The sequence below is a fragment of the Pauljensenia sp. UMB1177 genome, assembly GCF_030217965.1.
Classification (GTDB): domain Bacteria; phylum Actinomycetota; class Actinomycetes; order Actinomycetales; family Actinomycetaceae; genus Pauljensenia; species Pauljensenia turicensis_A.
Window position 1 is genome coordinate 100103 of sequence record NZ_JASOOV010000005.1, and the last position, 17700, is coordinate 117802.

The window sequence follows — 17700 nt, forward strand, 5'->3', positions numbered from 1 at the left end:
TTGCGCGTGAGCGCAAGGCTGACACCGCTTATGGGTGTGATGCCACGTAAGATGAACGGGTGAATGACGAGAACCTGAATCAGGACCTAGCCGCCGAAGAAGAATCTGAGCTACGCGCTCAGCACATGCGAGCTTCTCTTGCTCAATTCGAGCTTGACGAGGACGATCTTGCACTGATCGACGGTGAAGCTTCTTTCGATGAGCGTAAAGAAGAACTCGCCGGTCTACCGGTTCTCGCCGTCGTTGGACGCCCGAACGTCGGCAAATCAACGCTGGTCAACCGCATTATTGGTCGTCGCGAAGCTGTCGTTCAGGACACTCCCGGTGTTACTCGCGACAGGGTCTCCTACCCCGCCGAATGGGCAGGTCGCGACTTCACAGTCGTCGACACCGGTGGTTGGGAAATCGACGTTAAAGGTCTAGACCGTTCGGTTGCTGAGCAGGCAGAAATTGCCGTTGGCCTTGCCGACGCCGTCGTTCTGGTTCTTGACGCAACCGTTGGCGTCACCGCTTCAGACGAACGCATCGTTACGATGCTTCGATCAAAAGGCAAGCCGGTGATTCTGGCAGCAAATAAGGTTGATTCTCCTCAACAAGAAGCCGACGCCGCTTACCTGTGGAGCCTCGGAATGGGTGAGCCCCACCCGATTTCTGCACTCCACGGCCGCGGTATCGGCGACTTGCTGGACACCATCATGGATGTTCTGCCCGATGAATCCGCCGTGGCAAGCGCACTGCCTCAGGGGGGGCCTCGTCGCATCGCACTTGTTGGACGCCCGAATGTCGGCAAATCTTCTCTGCTCAACGCGCTCGCGCAAGCCGAACGTGTTGTCGTCAACGAACTTGCTGGCACGACCCGCGATCCTGTCGACGAACTCATTGAGCTTGATGGGCGCCTCTGGTGGTTTGTTGACACCGCTGGTATTCGTCGCAAGATGCACCGTACGACCGGTGCTGATTACTACGCGTCGATTCGCACCCAGGCAGCAATTGAGAAGGCGGAAGTTGCTCTTGTCCTCTTCGATGGCTCCCAGCCACTGACAGAACAGGATATTCGCGTCGTTCAGCAGGTCGTTGATGCTGGTCGTGCACTGGTGATTGTCACGAACAAGTGGGATCTCGTTGACGAAGACCGCCAGAACGAACTGAAGAACGAAATCGAACGCGAACTTGTCCAGGTCCAGTGGGCTCCGCGAATCAACGTGTCCGCTCTGACCGCGTGGCATACGAACCGAATTACGCGTGCACTCGACACGGCTCTTGCCGGTTGGGAAACGCGTATCCCCACAGGTCAGCTGAACGCGTTCCTCGGCCAACTCGTTGCCGCCCACCCGCACCCGCTACGTGGCGGTAAGCAACCTCGTATTCTTTTTGGCACGCAGGTGTCATCACGTCCCCCGCGTTTTGTCCTGTTTACAACGGGTTTCCTTGACCCGCAATATCGCCGTTTCATTGAACGCCGTTTGCGTGAGGAATTCGGCTTTGAAGGAACTCCGATTCAGATCGGTATGCGCGTTCGCGAACGCCGCCGCAAGTAACGGGCACTGAACCAACTCGTTTTACACGTCAACCCTGTGGATAACTACCACGGGGTTGACTTTGTGCATAAAGTCTGTTTCGTACCATTCGCTGTTGAGCTCACCCAAGGAGTAATGATGCTTCACTGGACAACACTTTCTTCCCCCATTGGCGACCTGATGCTCATCAAGTCTGGCAAAGGCATCGTCAGAGTTGCCTTCGAATGCGAAGACTTCGCCACAGTACGACGTAATGTCGCACACTCGTTGAATGATGAGATGGTCGAAGACAGTAAAGAACTGTTTGAGGCCATCGATCAGATTGAAGAGTATTTCGCTGGCCAGCGTAAGACTTTCGATCTTGCACTGGACTGGTCCCTGATCTCGGGATTCTATGCGCGCGCTGCCCAACAATTGACGATGGTTCCCTTCGGTACGACATTGCCGTATTCAGGCCTGGCACTGCTTGCAGGTAATAAGAAAGCTCATCGCGCGGCTGCGTCAGCCTGTTCCCATAACCCGTTGCCTATCCTTGCTCCATGCCATCGGATCACGCGAAAAGACGGATCATATGGTGACTACGCTGGCGGGCGCGAAGCCAAAGAGTACCTTCTGACGTTTGAGAAAGAAATTGACGCAAAAACCTATGTCCCCCAGCCCGTACTCAGGCCTCGCTATGTCGGGATTCCTGCTCCAGCGTCAGACTAAATACACCACCATGAAATTCGTTTGGGGGTGTCATCAATGACGATAACACCCCCCAAACTCTGCTGTAGCACACGAACGCTGATGATAGTCAGCGCTCGGTTCGAGCCTTCGGGTAGCGATGGTCCTTATTTCCCCACCACGGCATGTATGACACATAACCGTCAGCTGGAGGGTTTGGAGAATCGGGTTCGAAGCCGAGTTCTGCTGGGGTTTCAGGAATGCGATCAACAAGGAAGTACTTGTCCCTGTCATCGCAGTGGGTGCGAACGATCGTCTTGAATTCACTGAGCTCGGGGTACAAAACACCGGTGATCGGATTGCGGCGGTAGCGAACGATCTTGTAGAGCCAGTAGACGAACAGGGCAACGTTCGCGATCAATGCAAGGACTGCACAGATGATGTTCGCGTTCGGATCCATCGTGGAGAAGTTAAAGGTGGAGTTTGGTGGAACGAGGATTTCCGGTAGCAATGTGTTCATAGAAATCCAGAACACTAACGTGAAGCACCTGAACCAAATCCACTGGCCCTTTGCCCATGTGAAGGCGGGAATGGTACATGCCAGAAGAAGGGCTGCTGTGCAGTACCAGGTGTAGTCAGCGAGCGAGTTGTAGAGGAAAGCATGGTTCCACAGGTCGTAGGCAATAACCCACGGCCACACCATGTCAACCCAGATCAGGCCACGAACCTTCTGCTTGCCTGGCGATGTGGCGATGATCTTGCCTAGACCGGTAATTGTGATGATGTTGAGCAAGCCAGCTGCCGCGCTGATCAGGTTCCAGTAGCCACCAATAGTTCTAAAACCGGTTTCTGGATCAATACCGATATGGCGAGCGGAAAGATTCGACGCGACTGCTTCGTACCATGCTTGTGAATGGAGTTCGGCGGTCACGCCCCTGGCTTCCGGAAGGCCCGCGATCATATCGAGAGTGTGAGTGTCATTGACATGTTTCAGGCACTGCCAATCTGCTCCGCACGCATAGTAGGTGTCCGCGTTGAAATAGATGGTGAGGTCACGGATATTGGCTTCCATGATGTTGACTGCGAGACCGATCCAGAGTGCAACACCCAGCCAAATAGCGTATTTGTGCGCCTTTTGCGGATTTTTCTTCGCATAGACAAGGACGGTTCCGGTCATTGTTGCAGTAAGGATCATGATGGCGTATTTGCCGAATGGGAACCAACCGACCATTGGTGTGCCGTGAATCCAAGCATAGGGCATAAGTGCAATGCCACCGATCGTCCAGATAACGAAGATGGTCCAGTTCCACCGCCGGTTGATCTCAGCAACAAGCATCTGAGCGACGAATACCGCTAGCCAAAGTGCATAGACCTTCGGGGAGCCAATTTCCCACAGCCAAAGTGACTCCATCAGTTTCCTCCTTGAAACACAGACGGGATAGTAGTTATTCAGCTAGTCTAGTGAACAAGAAAAAACACGGAGCGAGATTGCCCCAAAGAGGGATTTATAATTCCGCAGAAAGTTCTTTTTAGCAAAGACGCTTAGGACTTTTGGCCGGGATTTTATTTATCTCCTCCACTTGCCCACAACTGGGCCTTGACGAGAGGAAGAAAAATGTCAAAGAATTCGTCGAAACGTGGCCTTCGCACCGCTATCGGTCTGGGGGCTTTAGGGGTCCTGAGCGGGATGTATGGCTTCAGCCAGCTCAGCGGCAAAGCAACTCCGGAAGAACAAGCATGGCGTTATCCGGGCGACGATTTAATCGACGCAAATTACGATAATGGTTATTCTTCAACCTACGCTATTACAATTGAAGCCCCCGCTTACGCAGTATGGAGATTATTCAAACAAATCGGCGCGGAAAAGAGTGGTTCATTTTCTTCAGAATTCTTAGAAAGAACATTTGCTCGACTCCCCTTCTTTAATTCCTACGAAATTCAAGAAGAATTCCAACAGCCAGATTCCATGATGCCCGGCGATATCGCCGCCTTCGATTACCACGGAATGTCAATGGAATGGGCCGATATTGTCCCCGGCAAATACATGGTCCAGTGGGTCGACACCAAGAATCCGCCAAAGGCACCTGGCTCCTACGCATTCCGTTTCCCTGGAATGACCCACTTCGCAGCAGCATGGTGCTTCTACGTCGTTCCGCTTGAGGGCGGTCGCACGCGTCTGATCAATCACTGGCGTATCGGATACGAACCTGACTCAGTTGCCATGAAGGCCTTGAACTGGGTCAATATCGAGTTTATTGGCGGATGCATGACCCACATGCAGAACATCTACGTGAAGCGCGTTTTGGAGTTCCGTAAGAAGCAGCATCACACCGGCAAGTTCATGCGTGGAGTGCTTGGCGGCCAGTTCTTCAAGTCCGGTACTCCAGCTGGTCGCTACGACGGGACTCCCCTGTTCGACGAAACGTACACACAGTGGTTCCGATACGGCCGTAAGTCGCCTGCAGTTGCTGAGATTCGTATGCCCGTTACCGAAGATCCCAGCTGGCCACCAGTAGGACCGGGAACCCCATGGGAGCACGAGGTTGATGCCGAATACTTCGATGGATGGAGCGAACCCGCATTCGATTGGAACGAGCAGATCCGTCAGAAGATGGAAAAGACCTACTTGCCCAACTGGGGTAAGGAGGCCAAGTGATGGGTAACATCACGCCTCCCGACTATGCGACCCTCTTCTTCTTTGAGAAGGGAGAATGGTGGGACTATGTGATGTTGTTGATCGTCATCGCTGCCCTCGCATTCGCCGCCTGGCTTGCCCAGCGGAACATGTGGGTCGTTCTTGCTCTGTTCATCGTGGTGCCAGTATCGCTGAGTATCTTCTGGTGGCCTCATTCGACCGCTGGGACGAACTCCGCAGGCTGGTTCCCGATTGTGAAGCAGTATTCGGCTCTGCTTGGTAGCCTCTGCTTGGTTGCATTGCAGGTTTTCCCGAAGCTACGACACAACAAGTGGTATCTACTGATCCCCCCACTGTTGCTTAGCGTCAACATTGCCGAGGCTGTTGTTCGCGATTTCCAGTGCTACTTCATTCACGGCATTGATCCCTCTCAGGGAATGGTGACCTGGGGTGGTCCGTGGAACATCATGAATGGCATCGCTGGCATCTTGAACCTTCTCGCGATTTCCGGTTGGATCGGTATCTTCGTGTCGAAAGGCAAGGAACGGGGGCTAATCTGGGGCGATCTGACGATCGGTTGGATTATTGCGTACGACATTTGGAATGTTGCCTACGTGTACAACTGTCTTGCAGACCGAGCGTGGTACTCGGCAATCGCGTTGCTTGCCTCGTGTACGATTCCCGCGTTTATGAAGTTCGGTAAGGGCGCGTGGATCCAGTATCGTGCGTACACGCTGACGTTCTGGTCTGCGGTGGTGTTGACGTTCCCGCACTTCATGCAGGATTCGATGTTCGCTCACCGCAGTGCGCACAATCCATACGCGATGTTCATCATCTCGTTTGCTGCATTGGTTGCGAACATCATTGTGTTCGGTCGCCATGCCTATCGCATCGTGAAACTGCGTCGTAACCCGTTCAAGCAGGAGATTTACTCCGATACTCCGACCTACGTCGAATGGGTACGTGATCTTGCAACCGATGAGGACAAAGAACTGATCGCCCAGCGTATCGGTAAGACTCCCGCGGAAGTTGGGTACGTCAGCTGACGTTTCGGCTTACACGTGATGTGGCCGATTGGGTGGCACGAGGCCGCCGAGCCGGCCACATCTGTGTGCTTTGAAATCGAACGAGATCAGAAAGAACGTCACAGTCATGTGCTCGGCTTCGTGAACGTAAGCAACGAGGCCGACCGCGATGGCTGAGATCAAGCGAGAAGAAAAAGCCCGGAATTGCTATTAAACAATTCCGGGCGGAATCTCACCATGAGATTCAACATGAGATCGGGGAGGAAACGACGAAGCCCGGAACCTCAATCGTTGAGATTCCGGGCTTTTTGTCGGGCTAGCGGGATTTGAACCCACGACCCCTTGACCCCCAGTCAAGTGCGCTACCAAACTGCGCCATAGCCCGTATTCGGTTTTACTGTCATTTTATCGACCTGACGATCATAGCCCACTTGTGGAATTAAATTCCACTTGGGAGCAGTCCCACGACAATAAAACGGCTTTTGTCACATCCTCGACACAAGATCAGCGTCGATCAGCTTGAGGATTTCCTCCACGACACCATCAATTCCCAGACCAGTAGAGTCGACGACATCTACGCCTTCGGCCGGTATCATGAACTCAGAAACCTTGGAATCGGCAGCGTCTCGTTTGCCCACTTGGTCGCGGACAGACTCCAAAAGTTCGTCAGTGACCTTCCCGTGAAGTTCCAATGTGCGTCGACGGAGGCGTTCTTCCTCGTCAGCAAGAAGAAGAACTCGCACGTCAGCATCGGGGCAGACAACAGTCGTAATATCTCGCCCTTCAGCAATCATGCCGGAACCGTTAGCGCGGGCCTCCATCATGCGTCGGCGCTGTTCGCTCGCCATCCACTTTCGAACCGGCAGGTTCGTCGACACCTTCGGAATGGCCAACGCAATACGAGGTTCACGGATCGCCGCTGTCACGTCCGTGGCACCGACATGGAAAACTGGGCTGACCGGATCAGAGTCCATGATCAGTGGCATTTCGTCAGCCAGAGCGCGGACTCTTTCCTGATCATCAAGATCGATCTCACGATCAAGCGCATACCACGTGAGTGCGCGGTACATCGCGCCAGTATCGAGATAGCCAATGCCCAGACGTGAGGCAAGAGCTTTGGAGATCGTTGATTTACCAGACCCTGCGGGACCATCGATGGCGATAGTGATGCCAACGTGGCTAATAGCGTCGCGTCGAGAGTCATCAGTGAAAGTCATTGTGTCCTCCATACCCATGTTTCAGTTTGAGTAGTTGATGAGTCGCCATCCGCGACGTTCCAAGTCAGCCTCAGCTTCACCAACGCGCGCCGGATCAATCATGATTCGAGCTAAGCCCACCTGCTGACCAGCAGAGTGTTCGAGCACAAGGTCTTCAATGTTGATGTCAATCTCGCCAAGCTCGCTGAAAAGTCGGCCGAGAGCACCGGGCGTGTCGGGAATCAGCACCTCGAGTTCGCCGTAGCGACTGGGGGCTCCACCGTGTTTGCCAGGAATACGCGACACTCCCCTGTTGCCTGCTTCCATAACGCGGTTAACGGCTCCGACGATGCCACCGCGAAGGGGGCCGCGCTGGTTCGCAGCATCCAGGTGAACGATCAGATCATCGAGGTCACAGCGCAAAGCTGTAAGAATCGAGGCAACAGGTCCGGCATTACCGGCTAGAATCGCGGTCCACAGGCGAGGGTCCGAGGCAGCGATACGGGTTGTGTCACGTAGTCCCTGCCCCGCCAGGTTCATTGATTCAGAACGTGCCTCTTCAAGACGTGCGGCGATCAGGGACGACACCAACTGTGGTACATGCGAGACAAGCGCCACCGACTCATCGTGAGTCGACGCATCCATTTCGTAGGGAACAGATCCGACGTCAGTTGCCAGAGTGCGCACGGCGAGGACTGCTGTTGGATCCGAGGTTTCGTGTGCGACGACAACCCAGGGGCGACCGTAGAACAGGTCAGCATCGGCGGCGCCGGCGCCTGATCGCTCACGACCTGCCATAGGGTGCGAACCAACGTAGCGTGAAGCGAGTGTTGGATCGCCCTTTGCGGTGCCAGCTTCAAGCACCCCCTGTGCAACGGCCTTCTTTACTGAAGCAACATCCGTAACGAACGCGGACGGGAATCGTTGCAAGGCCCCGACTACGCAGACGTCTGCAACATCCGGTGGCGTAGCCACAACAACCAAGGCGGGTGTGACATCGCTGGCCTCGGAAAATGGGAAGCCAGCACCGATATCTTGCGCGAGGCGCAATGAAGTTGGTGAAGAATCCTCGAGATATACGTCGACACCTGCCGCGCGGAGATTCAATCCGAGCGAAGCGCCCAGCAAGCCCGATCCAATAATCAGGATCGGGCCGGTTGTGGCGATAGGCCGAGTGGGCATCAGAGACCCACGGAAGAGTACAGAGCGACCAGAGCGTTGCCCTTCACGCGACGTGTGGTGCCCGGTTGCAGGCGATCCAGGTGGATCGGGCCGAATGCGGTGCGCACGAGTTCACGAACCGGGAAGCCAACCTCGTCCATCATGCGACGAACCAGGCGGTTTCGACCTTCGTGAACAACGATCTCAACGGTCGTGATGTCACCGTAGGTGTCGACAACGCGGAAAGAGTCAACGGCAATCGGACCGTCTTCCAGCTCGATTCCGTCAAGCAACGTGCGACGAATGTAAGGCTTCACTTCACCGTGCAGACGGGCAACGTAGGTCTTCGGGACTTCGTACGAGGGGTGGGTCAGACGGTTCGCGAGTTCCCCATCGTTCGTCAGTAGCAGAAGGCCGGATGTGTCGATATCGAGTCGACCGACGTGGTACAGGCGCTCCGGGTAGTCTGCGATCAGGTCTAAGAGAGTCGGTCGACCTTCGGGGTCAGACATCGTGGAGACAACGCCGACGGGCTTGTTGATTGCCAGGACGATCGGCTTCGTGTCTGAGAAGAACACGCGCTCACCGTCAACGTGAATGACCTGCTTCGTTGGATCAACGCGCATGCCCTGGGAACGCACAACCTGACCATCGACCTGAACACGTCCGTCCGCGATCATCTCTTCGCCAGCGCGCCGCGAAGCGATTCCCGCCTGAGACAGTGCCTTCTGCAGGCGAATACCGCCCTCAATGTAGGGATCGTTCCTCACAGCTGTTCCTCCAGTTCGTCCAGCTCATCGCTGTCCGGCAAATACGGTGCCAAGGGCACCAGGTCATCCAGGGATTTAAAACCCATCTTTTCTAAGAATTCGCGCGTCGTTCCGTACAGGTGCGCGCCCGAATCTGTCTCACCGACTTCTTCGATCAGACCTCTAGCTACAAGCGTACGCACTACGGCGTCAACGTTCACGCCTCTAATGTGCGAGATACGCGACCTTGAGATTGGCTGGCGATAGGCAACGACGGCTAAAGTTTCCAGTGCTGCCTGTGACAGACGCGACTGCGCACTGCCCACAATGAAGCGCCCAACGAGGCTGGCCCAGCGCCTCGCGGAGTAGATTCGCCATGCTCCCCCAGTTTGACGTAGTTCGAAACCTGCCGTTCTCTGCCCGTTTTCTCCGCGGTACGAGGCCGATAAGGCGCAAAGGGCGTCATACACTGTTTGGGGATTGACGTGGAGAGCTTCAGCTAGGTCGCCAACATCCACGGGTTCTGGAGCGACCATCAGGATAGCTTCGAGCGGCGCGAAGAGTTCTTCGTAGCCTGACATTTCACCGGTATCAGTCATTGCTCGTCTCCTGTTCCCTGTCGAGGTGAGCCCCATATTCTGCTTCGTCAATGTCAATGTCTGTATCGTCAGTGCCCGTCCAGGTCAGGATGAGTTCTGCAAGCGGTTCGTCTTGAGCGACTTCGAGCGCACGCCTCCTAAACAGCTCGAGAACGGCAAGGAACCTGGAAATGACGACGGCGCGCGACTCGGCGTCCGCCACCAGATCGGCAAACGTAAGGCGAGAGTAGTGTTTCAATTTGCTTGCAACAACACGTGCTTGCTCGCGCACCGGAACGACCGGGTCATGAAGGTGCGTGGTGACCACTTCAGGCTCGACGGTTGTAAATGCGCGGACCGCGGCGTTGAGCAGGTCGTTCGGACGAACCTCCCACTTTAATTCTGGGAGGAGGGCTGCGAACTGGGGTTCAAGCGGAACCTGGCGAGGAATGTAGCCGGCGTTGTCATCCAATACTGATTCAATGTCAGCTGCCACCATTTTGAAAGCACGGTATTGCAACAGGCGTGAGAACAAGAGGTCGCGTGCCTCTAGGTCTTCAGATGCGATATCTGGGTCAGCTTCAGTTCGTGGTAAAAGTGACGCTGCTTTGATATCGAGAAGTGTCGCCGCGACGACCAAGAATTCGGTAGTACGAGACAGATCTGGAAAGATCCGCATATGAGCGATGAACTCGTCGGTGACCTCGGCCAGCGATATTTGAGTAATGTCAAGACGTTTGCGCGTGATCAGCTGAAGGAGAAGGTCAAATGGCCCCTCGAAAACGTCCAGGGTGACACGGAAATCATCTATCGCCCCCTGTTCGACTGCGCTGGGCTCAGGCGGCGTCACCACGGGCTACGACCTCACGTGCAAGACGACGGTATGCACGAGCACCGGGATGATTGGGCGCGTAGGTAATAATCGGCTCGGTTGCGACCGATGCGTCAGGGAACTTCACGGTACGAGCAATATGCGTGGTGTAGATAAGATCACCGAATCTCTCGTCGAGGCGAGCAAGAACCTCACGCGAGTGCAAGGTGCGCAGATTGACCATCGTCGGGATGATTCCATCGATCTTCAAACGCGGATTAATGCGGTCGCGGACAGTTTCAATGGTGTCCACAAGAAGGGCAACGCCTCTAAGAGCGAAGAACTCGGTTTCGACGGGAATAATCACGCCGTGCGCGGCAGTCAGGGCATTTACTGCAAGCAGACCCAGCGACGGCTGGCAGTCAATGAAAATCACGTCATAGTCGTCTTCAATATGACGGATGACGCGCGCCAGCGCGGATTCGCGGGCCACTTCGTTGACCAGTTGGACTTCTGCCGCTGACAGGTCGATGTTGGCGGGGATAATGTCGAGGCCGTCAAGCAAGGTGTGGCAGATAGTGGAGCGGACATCTGCTTTGGGGTCAAGCAACAGGTTGTAGATCGTGCAATCCATGTCCAAGGTATTGATTCCAAGACCAACGGATGCGGCACCTTGGGGATCAAGGTCGACGATCAGTACTTTTCGACCGTATTCGGCAAGAGCTGCAGCCAAGTTAATTGTGGTGGTGGTTTTGCCGACACCACCTTTTTGATTGCATATGGCAATCACCCTGGCCGGACCATGTCCGTTCAGGGGTGCTGGAATCGGAAAACCTTCGGTGTCATCTGCGATGTCACCGTTCAATGTTGGCTGCACGTCTTTCGTCACACCTCAATGTTAGTTCATGTTCGCTAGTTCGCGTGGGTGGCCTTCGCTCGCGGATGTGCCAGCTGGTAGACCTCTTTCAATGTTGTTGGTGTGACTCGTGTATAGATCTGGGTTGTTTGCACTGATGCGTGACCAAGCAGTTCTTGGACGTCACGAATCGATGCTCCACCTTCCAACAAATGCGTTGCGAATGAATGGCGCAAAGTATGGGGTGAAACGTCTTCATCAATCCCAGCCCTGCCTGCGGCGCGCTGGATTATTTCCCATGCGCTTTGACGTGAAAGCGCCCGGCCTCGTGAATTCAAAAACAGAGCGGGACTCCCCTGCCCGCGCTGGGCAAGCACAGGACGGGAGCGCACAATGTACGCCTCGATTGCCGCTTTCGCGTACGAGCCGAGGGGCACAATGCGTTCCTTACGCCCTTTACCAAAGAGGCGGATAACGGGAAGCTCTTCGTCAAGGTCAAGATCATCAAGTGCAAGACCGACACCCTCTGAAACGCGCGCTCCTGTCGCATAGAGCAATTCCAACAGCGCACTGTCGCGCAGGCTGATCACGTCATCTCCGACTCGGGCAGCGTCAAGCAACGCGCTCACCTGCTCAACTGACAGTGCGTGAGGAAGGTGACTCCCCTGTTTCGGCGAAGTAATGCGAGCGGCCGGATTATGAATGTCGGGGCTGGTCGCCGAAACAAATGTGTGGAAGCTACGAATCGCAGCACTTGCCCGCGCAATTGACGAGGCCGCCGCTGGCTTGCCACTCAGCGTGCCTGCGCTCAGGTCGGCGAGGTGACGTTCGATATCAGCAGACGTGATCGTTTTCAGGTCGCTCAACCCGTGACTTTCAAGGTCTAAGCGATAGCGCTCAATATCGCGTTTGTAGTTGGAAACCGTGTTGATCGACGAACCTCGTTCAACCCGCAAATAGCCAAGCCACTCGTCAATGTACTCACCGATTTCGCTCACGCACTCAGCCTAGTGGCACTCCGACCCTAGACCCGCAAATACCCGCCCTACGAACGCCCGCGTGTTCCCACACCGGTGGGCAGCCTCGTGAATCGAAGACGAGGGCGAGGCTCGAATGAGACACTATCGAGGCGTTGAGTCCATCTGCTCAGGTAGGCGCGTATCTGAGGGAGAACAATTGCCAGCGACACGTGCACATGTGAGCAGACTTTCCCCTCAACTGTTCGATTTTCTTTCGCTAAACTAGCAATCGTAAAAAGAATGCCCCAATGATGGGGCCTAACCCGGCTGGAGGCCGAAGTGACACTCAAGTGGGACGCAATTGATGACCGTGCAGTGACCACGGCAAAAATTCTTGCTGCAGACGCCGTTGAACAGGCAGGATCCGGACACCCAGGCACTGCGATTTCCATCGCACCGGCCGCATACCTGCTCTACCAGCGCCACATGCACATTGACCCGAAGGATGATCGCTGGCTCGGCCGAGACCGCTTCGTCCTGTCGGCAGGTCACTCCTCACTCACCCAGTACGTCCAGCTCTACCTAGCAGGCATCGGCCTCGAGCTCGATGACCTCAAGACCCTGCGCACCGCAGGCTCCCTGACCCCGGGGCACCCGGAGTACGGCCACACCAAGGGCGTCGAAATCACCACCGGCCCGCTCGGCACCGGCATTGCTTCCGCCGTCGGCTTCGCAATGGCATCGCGACGTATGCACGGCCTGCTGGATCCGGAAGCTGCCCTCGGCGAATCCGTCTTCGACACCAACGTCTACGTGCTCGCTGGCGACGGTTGCTTCGAAGAAGGCGTCTCCGCTGAAGCCTCCTCGCTTGCAGGCACCCAGAAGCTCGGCAACCTGACCCTCATCTGGGACGACAACCACATCTCCATTGAAGACGACACCAAGATCGCCTTCTCCGAAGACGTCCTAGCACGCTACGAGGCCTACGGCTGGCACGTCCAGCGCGTCAACTGGCTGCAGGAAGATGGCTCCTACACCGAAGACGTCGCAGCCCTCTCCGAGGCACTCGACGTTGCCAAGGCTGTCACCGACAAGCCGTCCATCATCGCAGTTCGCACCCTGATCGGCTGGCCGACCCCCGGCAAGACCAACACTGGTGGCATCCACGGCTCCAAGCTCGGTGGTGAAGCACTCTCCGGTCTCAAGGAAGCCCTCGGAGCTGACCCGGAGAAGATGTTCGACGTCGACGTTGAGGCAGTCGAAGCTGCACGTGCGAATGTTGCCAAGCGTTGCGCCGAATACCGCAAGGATTGGGACGCACGTTTCGAGGCATGGAAGGCAGCGAACCCCCAGCACGCAGAGCTTCTTGAGCGTCTGCAGTCCGGCAAGCTCCCCGAAGGCTGGGAAGAAGCACTGCCGACCTTCGAAGCTGGCAAGGCAATCGCAACCCGTGCAGCATCGGGCACAGTCCTCAACGCGATCGCCGAAGCTGTTCCGGAACTCTGGGGTGGTTCTGCTGACCTTGCAGGTTCGAACAACACCTACATGAAGAGCCAGCCCTCCTTCCTGCCTGAAGGCGCATCCTCCAACGCATTCCAGGGCAACGAATTCGGTCGCAACATACACTTCGGTGTCCGCGAATTCGCCATGGGCGCCATCATGAACGGCATCGCAGCCGACGGCCTCACCCGCCCCTACGGTGGCACGTTCTTCGTGTTCTCCGACTTCATGCGTGGCGCTGTCCGCCTCGCAGCCCTCATGGATCTGCCCGTCACCTACGTGTGGACGCATGACTCCATCGGCGTTGGCGAAGACGGTCCAACCCACCAGCCAATCGAGCACCTCGCTTCCTACCGTGCAATCCCGAACCTCGCAGTGATTCGCCCCGGCGACGCAACCGAAACCGCAGCTGCATGGCGGGCAATCCTCGAGCAACGTCACCCGGCTGCCCTGGTTCTCTCCCGTCAGAACCTGCCGAACCCGGCACGCGGCGAAGGCACCGAACTTGCCACCGCTGACGGCCTCGCCCATGGCGCATACGTGCTCGCCGACACCGAGGGCACCCCGGACGTCATCATCATGGCTTCCGGTTCCGAGGTCTCCGTGGCACTCGAAGCACGCGAAGCACTCGCGGGTGAAGGCGTGAAGGCTCGCGTCGTGTCCGTGCCCTGCCTCGACTGGTTCGAGCAGCAGGATGCGGAATACCGCGAAGAGGTTCTACCGTCGGCCGTCAAGGCTCGCGTTAGCGTCGAAGCAGGTATCGCTCTGCCCTGGTACCGCCACCTTGGCGATGCGGGTCGCGCAGTCTCCATCGAACACTTCGGCGCCTCGGCACCCGGTGACTTCCTGTTCAAGGAATACGGAATCGATGCGGACCACGTTGTTGCGGCTGCTAAGGAATCGATCACAGCTGCACGGTGAAGCCACCTTTTAGTTAAGGTGTAACCCGCTGAAATACAACGGACGTAGCCACAGGGGAACATCCTCTGTGGCTACGTCCGTTTATATAGATAGCTGTGCTGTTCCGGCTTAGTCGCGTCCGGCAAGCTTCAACAATCACATAGCGCTGGGGCGTGCCTTTTGGTACGCCCCAGCTACTTGAAATATTCGCATTAGACGGGAGCTTTTAACTCCCTCATCCCCTGGGTGTCTAACCCGCATGAATGAAACCAACGGTTCGTATGCAGAACCTGAGGCGAAATCGTAAGCAAATCCATCACGGCATCACGCTTTCTTCCATGCCAAGGTCAGCCTTGAATAGAAGCATCTTCTACACATTTTCATAAGATCAAAACTGAGTTGTGGATGGCAACCGCCTACTGGTGTCATGGAATCCCGCGTTCGATTTGCTATCGCAAACTGTCAAAATAAAATCCAGAAGACACTCAGAATTCTCTAAATATTTTGCCAGATTTGGCAGTTATTTATAGATAGTCATTTTGACACGTCGGTTTTAGGGAGCATGTTTAACCAAAGAACAGTTCTCTAAAGTATGAGTAAAGGAGAGAACTGAGTGTCTAAACCTTCACGAATCGTGGGGCTTGATGTAGCGCGCTCACTCGCGATCATCGGAATGATAGTTATCCACATGGCCTCGCTACTTTGGAGTACCAAAGTAATGCTCTCTGGCCTACCTGCATCATTATTTGCCGTCATCGCCGGCGCGACGATGATGATTATTGGACGAAACTACACCAGCACCACTTTCTTGCGGCTGATAGCCCGAGGCTCTTTAATCATCCTCATCGGCCTGGCACTACTGCCCGTGGGCGGACAAATCCAAGTGGTCCTCATCGTAATGGGCCTGGTAATGATCCTAGTTTCCTGGATACCCGCATTGGGAACGTGGTGGAGGCTCGGTCTATTTATTGCCGCCACAATCGCCGCAACAATCGTGTACGCCCCCATCGGACTGCCACAGATTTATCCGCTATTGGCATGGATTGCATACTTCATCGGTGGCATGCTTCTTTTCGATGTGTACCTGCGCGGCCGACTACAGCGCACCCCCGATGCGAACAGCACCCCTCACACTCGACTGAGCTGGATCGTAACCGCTATCAGCGTTGTTATCGCTGGTATCGGCATCTACTTCCGATTTGACCCAAACATTCCCAGCTGGCTCAGCTTTACCGGTCACACCGGCGTCGTAGGCGAAATTATTCTCGCCGTTGCCGTTGCAGCCGTAGTGATTCACCTGTGCCTGATTGTAGGAGACCACTCTCGAATCGTGGCCTATCCTTTCGCAGCCATGGGAACAATGTCGCTAACCATTTACATTCTGCACATTCTTACCGCTTTCTACTGGCAGCAAAACGTCGCGTTACATTCCACTGTGTCAGCAATCGGTTTCATCGTATTTTTCCTCATCGCAGCCAGCCTGTGGAAGAAGTTTGTAGGACAGGGTCCTGCTGAGAAACTCGTTGCCACCACGATCAAGGCCATTGTTCCTTCTCAGAAAGGGAATTAACCGTGAAAAAATCACTTTTTTCGGTCGCTGCCATTGTCAGCGCCACCCTGCTCATGACTGCCACTCCGGCTCTCGCACTCGAATACGGCGAGCCGGCGCCAGAAAATGCGGAAAGCAGTTCCGTTGCCGCGCTCAAAATGGGCAAAATCGGTAGCTTTGGTGACTGCACGGGCACACTCGTTGCCGACCAGTGGGTACTCACAGCCCGCCACTGTCTAGAGTCAGTCAACAATGAAGGCACCCAGGCACGCATCGCTGGAAAGGTCTACAACGCTGATTCCTGGGCTCTTTCGCCCACATCTGACGCGGGGTTACTTCACCTGACTGAGAAAGTGACTAACGCAACCCCCGCAAAAATCTCCCACGATATTCCAACCCCAGGGCAGACGGGAACTCTTTACGGTTGGAGTAGCAGCTCGTCAATGGCACGATCTGGACAGCTACCAATGGCCACAATGGTTGTCAAAGAGCTACTAGGTGGCGCGCCTTCCGGTTCTGACACGCCGAGTGCTCCCGAAACTCCTTCCGATTCCACGGCACCTACCGGTGCTGATGCGTCTACAGAGACTGCCCCGCCACAGGCTCCACAGTCAAAACCTGGAATGACAGAAACTGGCCAAACCGAGTCTAAGCCTGAGGGGATGTCGGAAGGCCCAGCCGACAACTCCATACAGCCTAGGATCGAAACCTCTATCTTGGATGTGCAGTCAGTTTCTGGAGCTGGCATGCAGGGCGGTGACTCTGGTGGCCCGTTCTTTGTCGACGGAAAGCTTGCGGGACTTGCTACCGCCGCTGGAACTGCCAATGGGGATCCGGACCTTCCCTCCCCTAGTGCTGCAATCACCACAGTTGCAGGCGCCGCCGAATGGATCGACAACATTATCTCTGGCCGCGACACCCAAAGCGTTCTCACTGCAGAAAACACTCCTGCACCGCCAGAGAACATTCAAACCAGTAGCGATAACATTTGGGGCTACCTTGCGATCGCACTCGTAGGCCTTGCTGTGGGAGCAATCGGCTCACGTATCCGCAATGCGCGCCAGTAAGGATTCCTACTGGACTAGCGAATAGACATTTCACCCTTTGAAGCCGTCTCCCAAAAAAACTGGGTGGCGGCTTCAAACATTAGCTCTTTTACAGTCATACGACCCGTATCTGCCCCCTTGCCTTCAGCAGACCCGTTAGTACAAAAGTGGCGGGTTAATCCCAACAGGAATTGTAGGTGCCCGTTGGAATTAACCCGCCTGGAGGAAATTCACCCGTCGCTAGTGCAAAACCAGGTGGCCGTTTAGGCGTTAAACGCCTGCTCTATGCGCTCGTGCGCGGCCCAGATCTGCTCAGGTAGATTCTTGAACTGTGCAAGGTGTTCGCGGCGGTAGCTCATCTCCTTCTTCCACAGTTCGGCGTCGATGGAAAGAAGCTTATCCAGATCGGCGTCGTCACCTTCGAAACCATCAAGATTCAGCTCTTCCTTTTTCGGCAAAATACCTACTGGCGTTTGCACGCCCTCAGCGCGTCCTTCCTTAACATCTAGCAGCCAAAGCAGTGCCCGCAGGTTGTCGCGGTAGCCAGGCCAG

16 protein-coding genes and 1 tRNA gene are annotated in these 17700 nt (G+C 55.5%); 7 read left to right on the top strand and 10 right to left on the bottom strand.

Annotation, left to right across the window (positions count from 1 at the left end; genetic code table 11):
* Positions 1-59: 59 nt before the first annotated feature.
* A complete protein-coding gene (gene der, locus QP442_RS07470; RefSeq protein WP_219585830.1) occupies positions 60-1538 on the top strand; it encodes a ribosome biogenesis GTPase Der in 1479 nt (492 codons plus the stop codon).
* 114 nt (positions 1539-1652) lie between these two features.
* The gene (locus QP442_RS07475; RefSeq protein ID WP_285067432.1) at positions 1653-2225 is read left to right on the top strand and encodes a methylated-DNA--[protein]-cysteine S-methyltransferase; all 573 of its coding nucleotides are present in this window, start codon (positions 1653-1655) and stop codon (positions 2223-2225) included.
* 88 nt (positions 2226-2313) lie between these two features.
* Here QP442_RS07475 and QP442_RS07480 read toward each other — a convergent pair whose 3' ends face one another.
* On the bottom strand, positions 2314-3594 hold the full coding sequence (locus tag QP442_RS07480) for a DUF5692 family protein (protein ID WP_006681030.1): 1281 nt from the start codon (positions 3592-3594) through the stop codon (positions 2314-2316).
* 276 nt (positions 3595-3870) lie between these two features.
* On the opposite strand from QP442_RS07480, the gene QP442_RS07485 reads away from it, so the two are divergent.
* Together QP442_RS07485 and QP442_RS07490 are read left to right on the top strand one after the other, a co-directional pair.
* A complete protein-coding gene (locus QP442_RS07485; protein ID WP_373273800.1) occupies positions 3871-4839 on the top strand; it encodes a hypothetical protein in 969 nt (322 codons plus the stop codon).
* Positions 4839-5864, top strand: coding sequence for a DUF5692 family protein (locus QP442_RS07490; RefSeq protein WP_006681032.1), 1026 nt, complete (start codon positions 4839-4841; stop codon positions 5862-5864). Before QP442_RS07485 ends, QP442_RS07490 begins: the two co-directional genes overlap by 1 nt.
* 290 nt (positions 5865-6154) lie before the next feature.
* Here QP442_RS07490 and QP442_RS07495 read toward each other — a convergent pair.
* The 8 genes from QP442_RS07495 to QP442_RS07530 form a co-directional block, all read right to left on the bottom strand.
* A tRNA-Pro gene (locus QP442_RS07495) sits at positions 6155-6228 on the bottom strand.
* A 100-nt stretch (positions 6229-6328) separates the two neighbouring features.
* On the bottom strand, positions 6329-7060 hold the full coding sequence (cmk, locus tag QP442_RS07500) for a (d)CMP kinase (RefSeq protein WP_285069738.1): 732 nt from the start codon (positions 7058-7060) through the stop codon (positions 6329-6331).
* Positions 7061-7081: 21 nt separating this feature from the next.
* Entirely contained in the window at positions 7082-8221 is a 1140-nt protein-coding gene (locus QP442_RS07505; RefSeq protein WP_006681034.1) for a prephenate dehydrogenase, read from the bottom strand.
* Positions 8221-8970, bottom strand: coding sequence for a pseudouridine synthase (locus QP442_RS07510; protein ID WP_006681035.1), 750 nt, complete (start codon positions 8968-8970; stop codon positions 8221-8223). The genes QP442_RS07505 and QP442_RS07510 overlap by 1 nt, the downstream gene beginning before the upstream one ends.
* A complete protein-coding gene (gene scpB, locus QP442_RS07515; protein ID WP_285067430.1) occupies positions 8967-9548 on the bottom strand; it encodes an SMC-Scp complex subunit ScpB in 582 nt (193 codons plus the stop codon). The genes QP442_RS07510 and scpB overlap by 4 nt, the downstream gene beginning before the upstream one ends.
* The gene (locus QP442_RS07520; RefSeq protein WP_179369642.1) at positions 9541-10380 is read right to left on the bottom strand and encodes a segregation and condensation protein A; all 840 of its coding nucleotides are present in this window, start codon (positions 10378-10380) and stop codon (positions 9541-9543) included. The genes scpB and QP442_RS07520 overlap by 8 nt, the downstream gene beginning before the upstream one ends.
* Positions 10364-11227 (bottom strand): ParA family protein, encoded by an 864-nt coding sequence (locus QP442_RS07525; protein WP_285069739.1) that lies wholly within the window; start codon positions 11225-11227, stop codon positions 10364-10366. The genes QP442_RS07520 and QP442_RS07525 overlap by 17 nt, the downstream gene beginning before the upstream one ends.
* Before the next feature lie 23 nt (positions 11228-11250).
* Positions 11251-12192, bottom strand: a complete 942-nt coding sequence (locus QP442_RS07530; RefSeq protein WP_285067427.1) for a site-specific tyrosine recombinase XerD — start codon at positions 12190-12192, stop codon at positions 11251-11253.
* 300 nt (positions 12193-12492) lie between these two features.
* On the opposite strand from QP442_RS07530, the gene tkt reads away from it, so the two are divergent.
* The 3 genes from tkt to QP442_RS07545 all read left to right on the top strand — a co-directional run bounded on the left by tkt (position 12493) and on the right by QP442_RS07545 (position 17169).
* A complete protein-coding gene (gene tkt / locus QP442_RS07535) occupies positions 12493-14574 on the top strand; it encodes a transketolase (RefSeq protein WP_285069740.1) in 2082 nt (693 codons plus the stop codon).
* 592 nt (positions 14575-15166) lie between these two features.
* Positions 15167-16123 (top strand): DUF418 domain-containing protein, encoded by a 957-nt coding sequence (locus QP442_RS07540; protein ID WP_285067423.1) that lies wholly within the window; start codon positions 15167-15169, stop codon positions 16121-16123.
* 2 nt (positions 16124-16125) lie between these two features.
* Positions 16126-17169: a trypsin-like serine protease gene (locus QP442_RS07545; RefSeq protein WP_285067422.1), complete on the top strand. Its 1044-nt coding sequence runs from the start codon at positions 16126-16128 to the stop codon at positions 17167-17169.
* Between the two features lie 242 nt (positions 17170-17411).
* Here the strand turns inward: QP442_RS07545 and QP442_RS07550 are convergent.
* Positions 17412-17700: phosphoenolpyruvate carboxykinase domain-containing protein (locus QP442_RS07550; protein WP_285069741.1), on the bottom strand; the 289-nt coding region annotated here is incomplete at its 5' end.

Coding starts and splice junctions, on each gene's coding strand:
- QP442_RS07475 (WP_285067432.1), top strand. CDS start 1,653: ATGATGCTTCACTGGACAACACTTTCTTCCCCCATTGGCGACCTGATG.
- QP442_RS07480 (WP_006681030.1), bottom strand. CDS start 3,594: ATGGAGTCACTTTGGCTGTGGGAAATTGGCTCCCCGAAGGTCTATGCA.
- QP442_RS07485 (WP_373273800.1), top strand. CDS start 3,871: ATGTATGGCTTCAGCCAGCTCAGCGGCAAAGCAACTCCGGAAGAACAA.
- QP442_RS07490 (WP_006681032.1), top strand. CDS start 4,839: ATGGGTAACATCACGCCTCCCGACTATGCGACCCTCTTCTTCTTTGAG.
- cmk (WP_285069738.1), bottom strand. CDS start 7,060: ATGACTTTCACTGATGACTCTCGACGCGACGCTATTAGCCACGTTGGC.
- QP442_RS07505 (WP_006681034.1), bottom strand. CDS start 8,221: ATGCCCACTCGGCCTATCGCCACAACCGGCCCGATCCTGATTATTGGA.
- scpB (WP_285067430.1), bottom strand. CDS start 9,548: ATGACTGATACCGGTGAAATGTCAGGCTACGAAGAACTCTTCGCGCCG.